Genomic DNA, 15,885 nt, shown 5'->3' with positions numbered 1-15,885 from the left:
CTTTTCAATACCTTTTTATAATACTTTTAGCAGGAACTCCTACTACTACATCCTTCTCTTTTACATCTTTTATTACCACTGCTCCTGCTCCTATAGTAGTATTATTTTTTATTGTAATTCCTTGCAATATTTGTGCACCCGTACCTATTAAGCACTGATCTGTAATAGTTACATTTCCTGATATATTTGAACCTGGATTGATTATATTAAAATTTCCTATTTTTACATCATGTCCTACAGTACAGTTTAAATTGAGTAAATTAAAATTTCCTAATTCTATATTACAAGTCAATTTCACCCCTGAAGTAATCACATTACCTTGACCTAAAAAAATAGTATTTCTATTTAGAACTACATTAGGATGTATAATATTTGGAAAAATGATATTTTTTATATCTTTTATTTTATGATAAATGTTTTTTTTCACCTTTGGATTACCTATAGGAATTACTACTCCCAATATGGGATATTCTTTTGTAAATTCTTCAAACTCTTCATCATTGGTAACAATCTTATATCTATCTATAATCTCTTTGCCTATTTGTCTTTTATCATTATCTACAAATCCCAAAAAATCAAACACGTTCATTTTACATTGACTATTTATTTCTTCAATTAAATGAAATACTTCCTTAGATATTCCCCCACTTCCAAAAATAACAGTTGGTATACCGTTCCAATACATATCTTTCACCTCTATTTTTCTAGACCTAACATATGCATCATATTCTTTAACTCATTAAACTGTCCCATATCCAACCAATCATCTTCTCTTATAGAAAAAACTCCTACTCGCTCTCCTCTATTAACATATATTTTTATCAAGTCCGTAATGTGAAAGAATTGATTTTTAGGTATATCTTCAAGTATTTCTGGTTCCAAAATATACATCCCTGTATTTACCAAATAATCATACTGTGGTTTTTCAGCTATTCCTTTTACAAATCCTTTATCATCTAACTTTATAACTCCATAAGGAAGTGTTAAAATCTTGCTACATGCTACAAGTGTTATTTTATTCTTATTTTTTTTATGAAATTCTAACATTTCACTATAGTCTCCATCTATTAATATATCGCAGTTACTAAGAAAAAATGAAATTTTTATCTTATCTTTAAGCATATATAGACTTCCTACTGTTCCTAATGGTTTTTCCTCTTCTATATATTTGATATCATAGGTTTTCTTCATATGATTAAAATAAGCTTTAATTAAATCCTTCTTAAAATTTATGGTTATATAAAAGTCAGTACATCCAAACTTTAAAAATCTATTAATAATTCTCTGGGCTATAGGAATATCTCCTATAGGTATTAAAGGTTTTGGCAATACTTTTGTTATAGGCTCAAGTCTTTTTCCCTCTCCTCCTGCCATAATTACAACTGGATTATTCATCTACATCCCTCTTTTATGGTTCTGATTTAATATGTCTACTATTGTCATAATATCTTTTTTCATAAGATCGGTACTACATGGTATATTTAAAACTCTTTGTATATAATATTTTGCTCTTTCAATTTTGTAGCTTTGATTTTCATAATAAGGTTTTTGTTCATGAATAAGACCCCATATCGGTCTTGTTTGTATCTTCTCCTTATACAATTTTTTTAGGATTTCATCTCTGTTAAGTCCATATTTTTCTTTATCTATCATTAAAGAATAAAACCAATAGTTTGACCTTATATTCTTGTTAAAATCTAATAAGCTTAAACCTTCAATTTTTTTTATCTCATTTTTATAGGTATCATAGTTTTCTCTTTTTATTTTTATGAAATTTTCAATCTGTTCTAGTTGTGCAATTCCTAATGCAGCCTGTAAATTTGTCATTCTATAGTTATATCCAATCTCATCATGTATATAATATAGTGGATCATTCTTAGCCTGAGTTGACAAGTAACTTGCCTTTTTCAACAAAGATATATCCTTTGCTACTAACATACCTCCTCCACCAGTAGTTATAATCTTGTTTCCATTAAATGAATATGCCCCAAAATCTCCTATGGTTCCTGCAAATTTTCCCTTATATTTTCCTTTTATATAAAAAGTCCCAAAAGCTTCTGTAGCATCTTCTATAACCTTTAATCTATATTTTTGGGCTATCTCCATTATCCCTTCCATATTAGCCATATTGCCAAATATATGCACAACAACGATTGCTTTTATTGCTCTTTTTGTTTTTTTATTGATTAGTCCATCTTTACTCAATAAACATTCTCTTTTACAAAATTCATCTAATTTTTCTATATCCATATTCAAACTATTGTCACAATCCATAAATATTGGATATCCCCCTTGATATTTAACTGGATTCACTGCAGCTATAAATGTAAGAGTAGGTACAATTACCTCATCCCCTACTGTGATCCCTGTAAGCCTTAATGCTAGATGTATAGCAGCCGTACCACTTTGACAAGCTACAGCACTTTGAACATTTAAATAATTTGCTACCTTTATTTCAAATTCATTTATATAACTGCCTGATGTAGATACCCATTCTTCCTTTAAGGCTTTCATTACATATTCAGACTCTTTTCCTATAAAATTAGGTACTGATAATGGTATCCCTTTATCCATAATTCATCTCCTTTATGCAACTAAATATTATATATATCTACCTTATATCGATCTAAATGATTCTTTAACCAAGCTATACTTTCTGACAATCCATTTCTTAGTGAATATCTAGGCCTCCAGTTTGTTAACTGTTTAATTTTTTCATTTGAACCCAATAGTCTATTGACCTCACTATTTTGTGGTCTTATTCTTTCTTCTTCACAAATAATTCTTGCATTGGGATTAATTTGAGATATTAATTCATCCGCTAATTCTTTTATAGATATTTCTCTTTCACTAGCTATATTAATTTCTTCACCTATGGAAGCCTCTGATTTTGCTATTTCTATAAATCCTCTTACAGTATCTTTTACATAATTAAAATCTCTTTTAGTTGTAATACAACCTAACTTTATCTCTTTTTTTCCTGATAATAATTGGGTAATTATTGTTGGTATTACAGCCCTTGCCGATTGTCTTGGTCCATACGTATTAAAAGGTCTTACAATTGTTATAGGCATATCAAAACTTCTATAAAAAGATTCAGCTAATTTATCTGCCCCTATTTTCGTTGCTGAATATGGCGATTGTCCCTGCAAAGGATGTTTTTCATCTATAGGTATATATTTTGCACTTCCATATACTTCTGAAGTAGATGTTATTAAAATTCTTTTTGTATCTAAATTTTTCGAAGCCTGAAGTATATTTAAAGTTCCCTTTATATTTGTATCTACATATAAATCTGGAGAATAATAACTAAAAGGTATTCCTATCAGTGCAGCCAAATGATATACTTCATCTACTCCTTTTAAAGCTTCTCTTACTCCATTTGGATCTCTAACATCTCCTGTAAATATTTCTATTTCCTTTAGTTTATGCTTTGGAATTGTCTCTAGCCATCCCCATGTATTTAAAGAGTTATAATGTACAAATGCCTTTACTTGATATCCTTCTTCTACTAATTCTTCTACCAGATGACTTCCTATAAATCCACCTGATCCAGTAACTAAAACTGTCTCCATGATTTTCCTCCCATCTGCAAAGCCTTACTTTTTTTAATACATTTATACTCAAATACACATTGAAATGTTCATCATAAATTATCCATAAAACTTTTCTTTATCAAAGATATAATAAAGCTATAGCAAAGAATAAATCTTTGCTATAGCTTTATTATATCTTTGATCTCTTCTATGGAATTTATATCATACATATATTCAGAGTAATATGATTTGAAATTATACATAAATTTTTGAAATGCTAAATCAGAAACAGACTTTTGTATAGATGGTTTGATAAGCTTATACATAAAAATAGATGTACATGGTATTTTAAAAATATTATAAAGTATTCTTGTATTGATTAACGCAGCTGAGTTATATGATATAAAAACTTTCCCATATAAATTAGCTTTATTATTTATATATTCATTTAAAAGTACTAGCTCCCATGGAATATCTTGATAATTCATAATTTTAACACCTATATTGCCATATTTATCATAAGAATCAGAAGGATGCTTTTTAACTAAAACTTTATATTTCATGAAATTATTAAGCACTGTATATAACAGCTTTTTCTCTTGTTGTTCATTTATTATTCTTGTCTTTGAAAGAGGTTGATCAAAAAAAACTACGTTTGAATTTATAGGCTTATGTTTATATCCAAAGATTTTATTTAATTTTTTACAAATATAGCGTAATTTTACTTTATCCCTCACACACGTTTCTAATTCTATATTTTGAACAGGTTTATTCAGTGTGCTTATATACAATCTTTTATCTAAAACTAAAACCTGCGATACCTTTTCTATATCCCATCCTTGAATTTTCCTACATTCTAAACACTCTTTAAAAATATATGTCATAACGCCCTCATCCGTTAGTATTATTTTTGTTCTTTCTTTCACAAAGGGAAATAATAAAACATTATAAGATGAATACGTAAAGTAATGGATAATGTCTATAGAGTCGAAATTTATTTTATTTAGTTGTTTTCTTCTTTTCACTATACTATTATCTTCTATTAAAATAACTTGCTTCCAAATTTTAGACTCCAATAATATTTCATTATATGCCCTTTTTAAAATACTATAATGACCTGAAAGGATAAGTATTTTGTCGTCATTTTCATATCTTATATTTGATAAAATATAAGATATGAACAAATGGTAAGCATTTAAACATGCAAAACATACTACTTTTTTTTCATATGATTGACCCATGGAGAACCCCCCTAAGTTTATTCATACTCTATATTATTATATACAAACAAATCTCCATGTTTCTTTAATCATCATCTACTCTAAATAATCCATGTACCTCTCAATAAATATTTCTCTATATTTATCATAATCTTTATATGTTTGATGATCATGTCTTTTACAGTTATGAACACACCATACTTTTTCCATTTTAGGAACAACCACATCATACCCAGCCTTTATAAACTCCATACTCTGAGAAATATCATAAAAATGCCATCCTGTAAAAAGATCTTCCCTCCACTTAATATCATATTGGGTAATCATCATTAATCCATCTATACATTTTACTTTTTCATAATCATTTTTAAAATAACCGAATTTCCAATATATTTTCTTTCCAGTTGGCGAAATGATATGCATTAGATTTCCATATTTAAATCTTGATTGTGAATATACGCCACTTTTGGGTATTATTTTAGACCCTGCCATACCTATCATGCCTATATTGATGTTAGACTTAAAAATATTGATCACATCATATATAAAATTTTTATTTAAAATATTAACATCTTGATGCATATATACTTTATATTTTGCATCTGTTCTTTCCATAGCCCTATTATATGCCTCTGTCATAGATCTTGCATCATCTATACATATTTTTTCTACCTGTATACCTTCTACATTCTTTATTAAATTTATATAATTTAAAGCAGTCTTATATTTTTGTTTATCATTGACACAGGTTATAAAACAAATTTTTTTTAAATCCATCCTTTTCTCCTTCTTTTCTTATAATCTATTTCCTATATCTACCAAATATCTTCCATACTCCGTCTTTAAAAGAGGCTTAGCTAGTTCTAGTAACTGTTCTTTATCTATATATTCCATTCTATATGTAATTTCTTCTAAACAAGCAATATGAATTCCTTGCTTTTTTTGAACACTTTCAACAAAATGAGAAGCTTCCATAAGTCTGTTATATGTCCCTGCATCTAACCACACTATCCCTCTTTCAAGTATTTTTACATTTAGTTTTCCTCTTCTTAAATATTCTTTGTTGACAGAAGTTATTTCAAGTTCTCCTCTATGAGATGGTTTGATATCTTGAGCAATTTGAACTACTTCATTATCATAAAAATATAATCCTGGCACTGCATAATTTGATTTAGGCCTCTTCGGCTTTTCTTCTAAAGATATACCTTGACCTCTATAATCTATTTCAACAACTCCAAAATCAGTGGGATTTTTGACATAATATCCAAATATAATAGCTCCTTCCTTTAAAAGAGTAGCTCTTTGAACGATCTCTGTAAATGTGTATCCAAAAAATATATTGTCACCTAATATTAAAGCTACCTTATCTTCACCAATAAATTCTCTACCTATTATAAAAGCTTCGGCAATCCCCCGTGGCTTTTCTTGAACCGCAAATGAAAAGGAAACCCCTAATTGACTCCCATCTCCTAATAAAGTTTTAAACATATGTAAATCCCATGGGTTTGAAATAATTAATATTTCTTTTATTCCTGCCCACAATAAAACTGATACGGGATAATATATCATCGGTTTATCATATACTGGTAACAGATGTTTTGATATTACCTTCGTAATTGGATATAATCTCGTTCCTAAACCTCCTGCTAATACAATTCCCTTCATGATATCCCTCATTTATTATTTAAACTTAAGTATTATAAATTATATGTGGGTATAATATTTATTATTAATAAAATCTATTAATCTATTTTTTGTCTAAGATAAAAAATCTTTTCCTACTCTCTTCATTTTTAAAATGCTCAATCCACTAAATATCATTACAAATACAATGCAGGAAATCATAAAAGTAATCATATCATATTCCATATTCCCAGATGGATTGTTTGAACACATTCCAATTGAAAATAAAGAATATGGAAAATAAAGTCCAAATCCCTTTGCACTAATTACAAGACCTAAAATACCGCCAATCAAAGCAATCCCTATTGGTATAGAAAAACTACGCATTACAAGTGAAAATGCAAGCTGAAGAGACGAAATAGCAATACTTGCAAAAAAACCAAATAACAACCATAAAAACAATTCGTTAGGCATGGGAATATGAAACCCTACTATTCTTCCAGAAATATAGAATAGTATTCCTACAAGAATTTGTGTACACAATGTGATTTTTATAACTGTAATAAGCTTTGAAAAATAAATAGTGCTAATTTTAATTGGCATTGTCATAACACCATTCCAATTGTTATTCATATGCTCTAATCTACATATGTATGAACAATAAACTCCTATTAAAGCTGGAAAACAAAAGTAACAATAAAATAATGTATGTTGTGTCCAAAGACTATACCATTCTTTACTTAATACCTCTGTATTGTTTAAATAGTTAAAGGTTCCCATAACCGCTGAAATAAATGGTATGATAAAAAATGCCATCCATATAGGAGAGTTACGAAGTTTTAATTGTTCTGCTTTTAATGCTCGTACCAGCATATCTAAATCTCCTTCCCTATAAAAAGTTTTTTTCCAATAATATATAATAAAACAAATACTCCAAGTAATATGAAACATTCTCTTAATGGAATAGACGTCCAATAAAGATTTAAGATACGGGTACTTCTATTCCAATCTATTCTCACTGGTGATAACAAACCATAGTAACCCCATAATACGAATCTAGCTATATTTTCAGAAACAAACAATGAATATAAACCTAAAAATGCACCAGCAATTGCTATAATAAATGCAATCATTTGATTGATGAATAGTAAAGAAAATATAAACTGTAACAATAACAAAGTTAAATTCGTTAATAAAGTAAATAATATATAGTAGAAAAAATAACCAATTGGAAACTCTTGAGTAAATCCTCTTAAATTGTCCATAAAAACCATAATTCCAATCTGTAAAATCACAGTAATGATCATATAAAATGTACCACATAAAAATTTTGCCATAAATAGTTGATGATCAGGCATAATAGTTTTTAGTAATTTAAGAGTACATCCTTTATGCTCAATATCACTCAACCGCGATGCTACAACAGCCACTACAATTGGCATCATGATACAATTAATTTGTGAAAAAATATATATACAATACATCCACCCTTGTGATAATTTATGAGCGTCCATATTTCTCATTGCCCATAAAGCCCACATAAACTGCACACCCATGATCATAAATACAGTAAGTCCTATTCTACGACAACGTATTTTATAAAATTCCATAGAAAGTGCTGTAATCATAAACTCACCGTCTTTCCTGTTAACTCTAAGAAAATATCTTCTAAACTTTTCTGACGCTCTTCTATACGCAAGGTTATAATCTGATTTTCATACAAAACTTTAGTACATCTTACAATAAACGAATCAGAAGTATTTGGTAATAATAAATAGTCATTCTTTTCTTCACAAAAAATACCTTGTCTACTGAATATATTTATTGCCTCCTTGTTATTCAAAGTTTTCATTGCAATCTTATGTTGACTTCTTTCATGAAGTACTTCAAGGTTATCTTGAAAAATCAGTTCTCCATGATTAATAATTCCAACAGTAGTTGCCATTTGATCAATTTCACTTAATAAGTGACTTGATACCACAACTGTCATGTCATATTTTTTAGGAAGAGAGCATATTAATTCCCTCATTTCTTGTATTCCAGCTGGATCAAGTCCATTTGTAGGTTCATCCAAAATAAGAAGTTTAGGAAAGTTCAGTAGTGCACAAGCAAGACCTAATCTTTGTTTCATTCCCAATGAATATTGATTTACTTTTTTATTTTTTTCATTTTCTAATCGAACAATATTGAGTACTTTTTTTATATTTTCTTGTGGTACATTACGTAGAGTTTGAACAACTTTTAAATTTTCTTCTCCTGTTAAATGTCCATAATAGCTAGGAGATTCAATCAAACTTCCTACATTTTTTAGAATTTCTAATCTATTTTTATCATTTGAAGTTTTACCAAATACACTTATCTCACCATTTGTTGGTTGAACAAGCCCTAAAATCATTTTTAATGTTGTAGATTTTCCTGCACCATTAGGACCTAAAAAACCATAAACAGCACCTTTTTGTATTTTTAAATCAACATCTTTTACTCTAAAAACATTTCCATATTTTTTGCAAAGATGATTTGTTATAATGATATGTTCCATATTTTAAAACTCCTTTCAATACATTTTCATTTACTTAAAATATAAAACACCTACATTACATCTTAATGAAATTTACCTTACATTTACCTTAACATTATAAATATAATTTCTGATCAATGAATGTTCATGTATAATATATTCAGTTACTATATACACTCAGAAAGGCAAGGTAGTTGAATATGGATGATATTAAAAACTCTAAAATATTAATAGTAGATGATGAGCTTCCATTATTGGAAATGGTTAAAAGTATTTTATTAAAGGAAGAATTTCATAATGTATTTATAGCATCAAATTGCCATATGGCCATAGAACAATTTGAAAAGATCAATCCTCATATTATTATTTTAGACGTGATGCTCCCTGATGGAGATGGTTTTTCTCTTATGCAAAAATTTCGTGAAACTTCTATGCTTCCTATACTTTTTTTATCAGCTAGAGATGAAGATGAAAATAGATTATTAGGACTGGGTCTTGGAGCAGATGATTATATTACAAAACCATTTCTTCCTAGGGAACTCATTCTTAGGCTTAGCATTATCCTTAAAAGAACCTATTTTCCATACATCACACAAACAAATAAAAAGCCTGCTTTTTATTTAGGAAATAGATTCATAGATTTAAATAGCGGTACTATAAAAACACAAGAAGAAGAACTCACCCTTACAGCTAAAGAATATACTTTATTAGATAAGTTATATTCTAATAAAGGAAATATTGTAACTATTGATGCTCTATGCAGAGCTGCTTGGGATGGTAATTTGTTTGGATATGAAAATACATTAATGGTTCATATTCGTAGATTAAGAGAAAAAATAGAATCAGAGCCTTCTCATCCAAAATATCTTTTAACAGTAAGAGGCCTTGGATATAAGCTCGTATTGGAGAAATAAAATGAAGGGTTTTATGAAAATAATAATGCGCTATGTACTATCTGCAGGAGGAATTGCCGTATTATTATTATTAACTAATTTTATTGTTTTAGTTGCATGGATCACGTCATCTATGCAATATGCCAATACAAAATATAAGGTCTCTGAAATTAGTCAAGGACTTATAAAAGAAAATCATAATTTTGTATTATCTGATGAAGCTTCCTTTGCGATTGACCATAAATATAAATGGGCAATGCTTTTAGATGATGATGGAAAAGTTGTTTGGAGTAAAAATTTGCCAAAATCTATTCCATTAAGTTATACTTCTTCCGATATTGCTTCTTTTAGTAAATGGTATTTAAATGACTATCCCGTTCATGTATGGAAACATCCTAATGGGCTTTTTGTCCTTGCAAATAATAAAAATAGTGCTTGGAAATTGCAGCTTGAAGTACCACAAAAAAATATGGAAGATAGTGCAAAATGGTTATTCGCTTCATTAATCATAAATTTTGCAGTTGCTATACTTCTGACATTTTTATTTGGAATTCGCTTTTTTCTTTCTCTTCGTATAGTTATAAAAGGCATAGATAACCTAGCTAAAAAGAAACCTATTTTTATTAATCCCAAAGGTGTATTCAAAGATCTAGCATATAATATCAATGGCACCTCTAAGGAACTTTTAAGACAGGAAAAGTTAATAGAAAAGAGAGATACAGCTCGTAACAACTGGATTACTTGCGTATCCCATGATATTCGTACTCCCCTTTCTATGATTATGGGCTATTCTAGTTCCTTAGAAGATAATGAAAAATTTTCTGAAGAAGAAAGAAAACAATTTAGTATCATAAGGTCACAAAGTGAAAAAATAAAACAACTCATCAATGATTTGAATCTGACTGTAAAACTTGAATATGATATGGAGCCTCTACATATAGAACCTTTTTATATTTCAGAACTTATAAGAAAAGTAGTTGCAGATTATTTAAATAATCTATCTGATGAAAAATATACCTTACAACTTTCCATTTCTAATGAAACTCAAAATTATATGATCGATGGTGATATGAGATTATTTGAACGTGCCCTTTGTAACATTATAGGAAATAGTATAAAGCATAATGAAGAGGGATGTGATATCTACATTAAATTAGAAAAAAAAGATGATGGTTGTTTAATTGAAATTAAAGACAACGGAATTGGGTTTAAAGATGATATTTTAGAAAATCTAAATTTCTCTAATGAAATTCCTAATGATACTTCTCATGGCCTTGGACTTTTTATTGTAAAGCAAATTATGAAGGTACATCATTGGAAAATTCATTTTAAAAATTGGGAAAACGGTAGTAGTATAGTTTTGAAGATAAAATAATAAGAGAAACTTTCATTATTCCAAAGTTTCTCTTATTATTTTATTAAGCTTCTTCATCTATTTTATATCCTATTTCAGCATTTCTATATTCATAACTTATATTAACCATATACTCACATCATTTTATTTCATAAAGTTTTTTACTTTCTCTTTGAAAGATTTATGCGTACAATCTTTTTCACACATCTCTAACAATTGCTCTGCAATATTACTATTTCTATTTCCAAAATCCCCATATACAGTTTCTGTGCCTGTTATGGCAACCATTACTTGCGTTTGATTATCATTCATCTCTGTCAATTTAATATAGTATGGAACATATCCGCCTCCATGGCTTATAAAGGAAAGTAAGTTTACTCCCCCATAAGATGAAGTGACACCAAAATAAATTTTAACTTTATTCCCTTCTATAGTTCTTAAATCTTCCATATGCTCAATTTCCCATTCCAGACCTATCAAATTAGTTTTTAGTTGTTTTTCGATATATTCTAAAGATTGAGCTATAGTCCTTTCCATAATTTTAGCTATTTTCATTTATATTTATCACTCCTAATCTTTTGTATTGATTATATATTAACATAATTTTTCCTATTATTCATGTGATTTCCAAAATTACTATTTACCATTGTAAAAGTTGCTATTTTTTAATTATTTCTTACTATATTTTTATATCCTAAATACGTGGCATAAGCATATCCTCCATAGATTATTATAGTCCCTATAGCTGCTATCATCCCAGTTACAAACTTAATATTAAGGAGTAATATTCCATTTTCCTGTAATCGCTTTACAATCTGTAAAGCTGCTACAGAATGTACACATGCTAATCCTAAGGGTAACATGAAATATATGAAAACCTGTTCTGGTCAAGTAAAATTGTAACATTATGTGCTAGTTTTGATTTCCATACCTAGCTTCGAAGGGTGTCCTTCCTTGATTATGCGAATGTGGTCTTGAAAAATTATACCATTCATAAACATAGTCATTAACAGCTTCATTGAGAAGCTGATCAGTATCAAAACGATATTGTTTAATAAGTTCATTTTTAAATGTATTATAAAATCGTTCCATAACTGCATTATCATAAGGACAACCAGCTTTGCTCATGCTTTGTGTGACACCCTTAGATTCACAGAATTTTACGAATTCTTTTGAAGCAAACTGCGCTCCTTGATCACTATGCAAAATTAAATTATTTTTGATTAGGTTATTTTTTAATGCTATTTTCAACGTATCTATAGCTAAATTTGAATCAATCCATTTACTGTTCAACGTTGCAACTACACTTCTGTCATACAGATCTATGATGCTACAATTATAACGCTTCTGACCATTGCTTAATGTAAGATAGGTAAAATCAGTACACCACTTTTCATTTCGCTTGGAAGCAGTAAAATCTTGATTTAAGAGATTTTTAAAAGTTTTATGAATACTTCCTTTTATATATTTTTGTTTCTTTTTCATAATTATAGCTTTTAAATTTAGCTCTTTCATATACTTATAAATCGTGGGATAACTGCATGATACATTACTTAATTTAAGTAAATCTGCTATCATGCGATAACCTACAGTACCATTTTTACTATGATAAATTGTCTCAATTAATTCTTTTAATTGAGCTTTGTGTTTAAAATATTTTTGTGTTCTCTTTTTAAGATAATTGTAATAGGCATTAGGGGATAATTTAAATTTGGATAATAGCCATCGTAAACCGAATTCATTGCAGTATTTTTTTATGAATTCATAAATTTTTAATCGATTTCTTTCGCGAAGAATGCAGCCGCCTTTTTTAGAAAACGATTCTCCTTTTCAAGTTCTTCCAGCTGTTTACGCAGCTTTTGAATTTCAATATAAGAATCTGTTTCTTCTTTTAAATCAGTATTTGTCTTGCATTCTTCACGGTGCTTGTTTAACCAATATCTCAATGTACCATTCCCTAAATTATATTCTTCAGTTAAGCTTTTTACAGTCCGACCTTCTTCAAGATAAAGACGTAATACTTTCTTTTGTAATTCTGGGTCATATTTTTTATTCGCCATTTTGCAACTCCTTTTCTATGTTTGAATTATAACATCAAACTAGCGTTAGGTGTTACAACTTTAGTATAGCAGGACAACCTGAACGAATATGCTTTTATTAATCATATCATCTGATACACCTATTTTTTTTAATGCAATATATCTACTGATACTATCACTAGCTTCTGTTAATTGTTGAATGGCAAGTACTGCAGCACTTGCTATTAGAAATACAAAGCCTATATATATACCTATATACACAAGGGTTCCTATGACCCCTTTTGCCTCATCATATATTTGCATTTTTGTATCTGCATACATAATAAAGCCATATTGATTGAAAAGCTCGTCATAATGATATGATACATCTTTAAACTTTGTCTTTATCTCTTTAATCTGCTCTTCCAGTCTCTCTTTATTTTTTTCATTTGCTTTTATCTCCATAGTAGAAAAAGTTTTTATCATATTTTTCGTGGCATCATCATCTACTATTGCTATCAGACGACTATCTATTCCTTTGATTCCTATATTGTTTTTTATACTATAGGATTTTTTATTTATATTTATTGTTTTTTTACTTTTTATTATATTCTGTATTGCTTCGTTTTCATCATCATTATTTGTTAGGAGTAAAATCTCATTCTCTTTTAGATCTATTGGCTTCTCTCCTTTTAATTTCCTCATTTCATTATATTGTGATATTTTTCTTAGCCCTAAAATTCCATGATAGTCTGTCAGCTCTTTTTTTAGATTTTCATTTGCATAGTCATTTAGTAAAGTTGCTATTTTCATATTTGTTACATAATCATCTAAAACCACATACTCAAAATCATTATATTTAAACCCTACTCTCTTTAAAGCTTCTTTAATATCTCTCACTTCCTGCTTTTCATCTATATTAAGCTCAATTTTTGCATCCAAGGACATACTATTTTTAAATATTTTTTCCGTTTCATATTTCATCATTAAACTAAATGATAATAGATTAATAGTTGTAAATAGCATAAGACATATGATTGACATAGATATAAAATTTGTATTGATCTTTCTAGCAAACTGTTTGATAACAAACATATTTAATTGTTTAAAATATATTTGTTTCCGATTTCTAAGCACTATAAATATAAAACCAGCCAATCCAAAGAAAAACAATAATGTCCCAAAGCTTCCCCATAAAATAGATGCTGGAAAATTTATATTTTTAGGAGTAAGTGAATATTTCCATGCTAAATAATAGCCTCTTCCTAAAACCATTAATGATAAAATAAATATAATTACAGAAATGATAGGATTTTTGACCTTTATCTCTTCATTTTTCTTTGAAGCATAAATCATATCAATTAATTTATGTCTAGACACAACTATTTTATTAAAAATCATCACCAGCATGAACATGATGCCAAAGTACATACAGGTTTTATATATTGCACTCATAGATATAATAAATTGATACTCACTCATATTAAATTCAAACAACTTACCTGTAAGAGCTGACATACCTTGTGATAGTAAAATACCCATAAGTATCCCTATGATTAATGACATACCCCCTACTATTAAAGTCTCGTAGATCAATATTTGGGATACCTTTCTCTTTGTCATTCCTAAGATAGCATAAATTCCAAGCTCTTTTTTTCGTTTTTTGACTAATGCATTATTGGCATATAGCATTAATCCTCCAAAAATAATAGAAATAAATATAGAAATATAAGATATTGCTTTCATTAACATCTTTACTTTATTGATATTTTCCATTGCTGCTTGATTGTCTATTGAATTGAAATTATAAAATATACATACAGCTAATGTAAGAGTTATAAAATATATGGCATAATTCTTAAAACTCTTTTTTATATTATTCATGGCTAGTTTAAAATACATGGTCTATATCTCCTCCTAGAAAAGTTACTACTTCAATAATTTTGTTAAAAAATTCCTTTCTAGAATCCTTTCCTCGAACAATTTCATTAAAAATCTTCCCATCTTTTAAAAATAGAATTCTGCGGACATAACTTGCAGTAAAAGCATCATGGGTTACTAGTAATATAGTAGCATCTAATTCTTTGTTTAATCTTTCAAAACTCTCTAGTAATAATCTTGCAGATTTAGAATCTAATGCTCCTGTAGGTTCATCTGCTAAGATTAAGGATGGATTGGTGACCATAGCTCTAGCGCTTGCAACTCTTTGCTTTTCTCCTCCGGACATTTCATAGGGATACTTATTTAAAACAGATGATATTTCAAGGGCCTGTGAAATTTTTTTGATTAAACCATCTATTTCCTTTGGATCTTTCTCCTGTATGGTTAAAGCCAAAGCAATGTTTTCATATCCTATTAAAGTATCTAGCAAATTAAAATCTTGAAAGATAAACCCTAGCTCATCTCTTCTAAATTGATCTAAGTTTTTAGACTTTAATTGTGTAATATTTTGCCCATTGATGATAATTTGACCTGTTGTTACGTTATCAATCGTTGAAATACAATTAAGCAATGTAGTTTTCCCACTCCCTGATGGCCCCATAATCCCTACAAATTCTCCTTGATCTACTTTAAAACTTATATGATCTAATGCCTTAGTAACATTTCCTTTTCTTCCGTAATACTTTTCTATTTTTTCAACGCTTAAAATATTGCTCATATTCATCTCCTCCATATCGCTATTTACAACTCATTTGTTCTTTTAAAAGCTTGCTTATAGAGTT

Annotated in this window: 17 protein-coding genes; 2 read left to right on the top strand and 15 right to left on the bottom strand. The window is 28.7% G+C overall.

Annotated elements, in window-relative coordinates:
• Positions 1-4 precede the first annotated feature (4 nt).
• The 10 genes from BN2409_RS11275 to BN2409_RS11230 all read right to left on the bottom strand — a co-directional run bounded on the left by BN2409_RS11275 (position 5) and on the right by BN2409_RS11230 (position 8,918).
• A complete protein-coding gene (locus BN2409_RS11275; protein WP_053956731.1) occupies positions 5-685 on the bottom strand; it encodes a NeuD/PglB/VioB family sugar acetyltransferase in 681 nt (226 codons plus the stop codon).
• Positions 686-696: 11 nt separating this feature from the next.
• Entirely contained in the window at positions 697-1,395 is a 699-nt protein-coding gene (locus BN2409_RS11270; RefSeq protein WP_053956730.1) for a nucleotidyltransferase family protein, read from the bottom strand.
• Positions 1,396-2,574: a LegC family aminotransferase gene (locus tag BN2409_RS11265; RefSeq protein ID WP_053956729.1), complete on the bottom strand. Its 1,179-nt coding sequence runs from the start codon at positions 2,572-2,574 to the stop codon at positions 1,396-1,398.
• A gap of 20 nt (positions 2,575-2,594) precedes the next feature.
• On the bottom strand, positions 2,595-3,575 hold the full coding sequence (locus BN2409_RS11260) for an NAD-dependent 4,6-dehydratase LegB (RefSeq protein ID WP_053956728.1): 981 nt from the start codon (positions 3,573-3,575) through the stop codon (positions 2,595-2,597).
• Between the two features lie 140 nt (positions 3,576-3,715).
• Complete coding sequence (locus BN2409_RS11255; RefSeq protein WP_053956727.1) at positions 3,716-4,777, bottom strand: hypothetical protein; 1,062 nt, start codon at positions 4,775-4,777, stop codon at positions 3,716-3,718.
• A 75-nt stretch (positions 4,778-4,852) separates the two neighbouring features.
• Positions 4,853-5,533, bottom strand: coding sequence for a glycosyltransferase family protein (locus BN2409_RS11250; RefSeq protein WP_053956726.1), 681 nt, complete (start codon positions 5,531-5,533; stop codon positions 4,853-4,855).
• An 18-nt stretch (positions 5,534-5,551) separates the two neighbouring features.
• Positions 5,552-6,421, bottom strand: coding sequence for a glucose-1-phosphate thymidylyltransferase RfbA (gene rfbA, locus BN2409_RS11245; RefSeq protein ID WP_053956725.1), 870 nt, complete (start codon positions 6,419-6,421; stop codon positions 5,552-5,554).
• Between the two features lie 93 nt (positions 6,422-6,514).
• The gene (locus BN2409_RS11240; protein ID WP_053956724.1) at positions 6,515-7,252 is read right to left on the bottom strand and encodes an ABC transporter permease; all 738 of its coding nucleotides are present in this window, start codon (positions 7,250-7,252) and stop codon (positions 6,515-6,517) included.
• Positions 7,253-7,254: 2 nt separating this feature from the next.
• Complete coding sequence (locus tag BN2409_RS11235; protein ID WP_053956723.1) at positions 7,255-8,007, bottom strand: ABC transporter permease; 753 nt, start codon at positions 8,005-8,007, stop codon at positions 7,255-7,257.
• Positions 8,004-8,918, bottom strand: coding sequence for an ABC transporter ATP-binding protein (locus BN2409_RS11230; protein ID WP_053956722.1), 915 nt, complete (start codon positions 8,916-8,918; stop codon positions 8,004-8,006). Before BN2409_RS11230 ends, BN2409_RS11235 begins: the two co-directional genes overlap by 4 nt.
• 179 nt (positions 8,919-9,097) lie before the next feature.
• Here BN2409_RS11230 and BN2409_RS11225 point away from each other — a divergent pair, with 179 nt between their 5' ends.
• Together BN2409_RS11225 and BN2409_RS11220 are read left to right on the top strand one after the other, a co-directional pair.
• Complete coding sequence (locus BN2409_RS11225; RefSeq protein ID WP_053956721.1) at positions 9,098-9,811, top strand: response regulator transcription factor; 714 nt, start codon at positions 9,098-9,100, stop codon at positions 9,809-9,811.
• Between the two features lie 13 nt (positions 9,812-9,824).
• Positions 9,825-11,165, top strand: a complete 1,341-nt coding sequence (locus BN2409_RS11220) for a HAMP domain-containing sensor histidine kinase (protein WP_242847955.1) — start codon at positions 9,825-9,827, stop codon at positions 11,163-11,165.
• A 123-nt stretch (positions 11,166-11,288) separates the two neighbouring features.
• Here the strand turns inward: BN2409_RS11220 and BN2409_RS11215 are convergent, their stop codons facing one another.
• From BN2409_RS11215 to BN2409_RS11190, 5 genes are all read right to left on the bottom strand, one after another.
• Positions 11,289-11,699: a hypothetical protein gene (locus BN2409_RS11215; protein WP_053956719.1), complete on the bottom strand. Its 411-nt coding sequence runs from the start codon at positions 11,697-11,699 to the stop codon at positions 11,289-11,291.
• Between the two features lie 110 nt (positions 11,700-11,809).
• The gene (locus BN2409_RS11210) at positions 11,810-12,007 is read right to left on the bottom strand and encodes a hypothetical protein (protein ID WP_053956718.1); all 198 of its coding nucleotides are present in this window, start codon (positions 12,005-12,007) and stop codon (positions 11,810-11,812) included.
• 49 nt (positions 12,008-12,056) lie between these two features.
• Positions 12,057-13,204, bottom strand: a protein-coding gene (locus tag BN2409_RS16900; protein WP_110942847.1) for an IS3 family transposase whose coding sequence is annotated in 2 segments (ribosomal slippage) — positions 12,057-12,943 and positions 12,943-13,204 — 1,149 coding nt in all. Because the reading frame shifts where the segments join, the coding sequence is not laid out codon by codon here.
• A gap of 60 nt (positions 13,205-13,264) precedes the next feature.
• Positions 13,265-15,064 carry an FtsX-like permease family protein gene (locus BN2409_RS11195; protein WP_053956717.1) on the bottom strand — a complete coding sequence of 600 codons (1,800 nt, stop codon included), beginning with the start codon at positions 15,062-15,064 and terminating at the stop codon, positions 13,265-13,267.
• A complete protein-coding gene (locus tag BN2409_RS11190) occupies positions 15,054-15,821 on the bottom strand; it encodes an ABC transporter ATP-binding protein (protein WP_053956716.1) in 768 nt (255 codons plus the stop codon). Before BN2409_RS11190 ends, BN2409_RS11195 begins: the two co-directional genes overlap by 11 nt.
• Positions 15,822-15,885: the final 64 nt, after the last annotated feature.

This window comes from Inediibacterium massiliense, assembly GCF_001282725.1.
GTDB classification, from domain to species: Bacteria; Bacillota; Clostridia; order Peptostreptococcales; family Thermotaleaceae; genus Anaerophilus; species Anaerophilus massiliensis.
This window is presented reverse-complemented; position numbering and strand designations above follow the sequence as displayed.

Bases quoted from the DNA above. Each gene is read 5' to 3' on its own strand.
- BN2409_RS11275 (WP_053956731.1), bottom strand. From the start codon at position 685: ATGTATTGGAACGGTATACCAACTGTTATTTTTGGAAGTGGGGGAATA.
- BN2409_RS11270 (WP_053956730.1), bottom strand. From the start codon at position 1,395: ATGAATAATCCAGTTGTAATTATGGCAGGAGGAGAGGGAAAAAGACTT.
- BN2409_RS11265 (WP_053956729.1), bottom strand. From the start codon at position 2,574: ATGGATAAAGGGATACCATTATCAGTACCTAATTTTATAGGAAAAGAG.
- BN2409_RS11260 (WP_053956728.1), bottom strand. From the start codon at position 3,575: ATGGAGACAGTTTTAGTTACTGGATCAGGTGGATTTATAGGAAGTCAT.
- BN2409_RS11255 (WP_053956727.1), bottom strand. From the start codon at position 4,777: ATGGGTCAATCATATGAAAAAAAAGTAGTATGTTTTGCATGTTTAAAT.
- BN2409_RS11250 (WP_053956726.1), bottom strand. From the start codon at position 5,533: ATGGATTTAAAAAAAATTTGTTTTATAACCTGTGTCAATGATAAACAA.
- rfbA (WP_053956725.1), bottom strand. From the start codon at position 6,421: ATGAAGGGAATTGTATTAGCAGGAGGTTTAGGAACGAGATTATATCCA.
- BN2409_RS11240 (WP_053956724.1), bottom strand. From the start codon at position 7,252: ATGCTGGTACGAGCATTAAAAGCAGAACAATTAAAACTTCGTAACTCT.
- BN2409_RS11235 (WP_053956723.1), bottom strand. From the start codon at position 8,007: ATGATTACAGCACTTTCTATGGAATTTTATAAAATACGTTGTCGTAGA.
- BN2409_RS11230 (WP_053956722.1), bottom strand. From the start codon at position 8,918: ATGGAACATATCATTATAACAAATCATCTTTGCAAAAAATATGGAAAT.
- BN2409_RS11225 (WP_053956721.1), top strand. From the start codon at position 9,098: ATGGATGATATTAAAAACTCTAAAATATTAATAGTAGATGATGAGCTT.
- BN2409_RS11220 (WP_242847955.1), top strand. From the start codon at position 9,825: ATGAAAATAATAATGCGCTATGTACTATCTGCAGGAGGAATTGCCGTA.
- BN2409_RS11215 (WP_053956719.1), bottom strand. From the start codon at position 11,699: ATGAAAATAGCTAAAATTATGGAAAGGACTATAGCTCAATCTTTAGAA.
- BN2409_RS11210 (WP_053956718.1), bottom strand. From the start codon at position 12,007: ATGTTACCCTTAGGATTAGCATGTGTACATTCTGTAGCAGCTTTACAG.
- BN2409_RS11195 (WP_053956717.1), bottom strand. From the start codon at position 15,064: ATGTATTTTAAACTAGCCATGAATAATATAAAAAAGAGTTTTAAGAAT.
- BN2409_RS11190 (WP_053956716.1), bottom strand. From the start codon at position 15,821: ATGAGCAATATTTTAAGCGTTGAAAAAATAGAAAAGTATTACGGAAGA.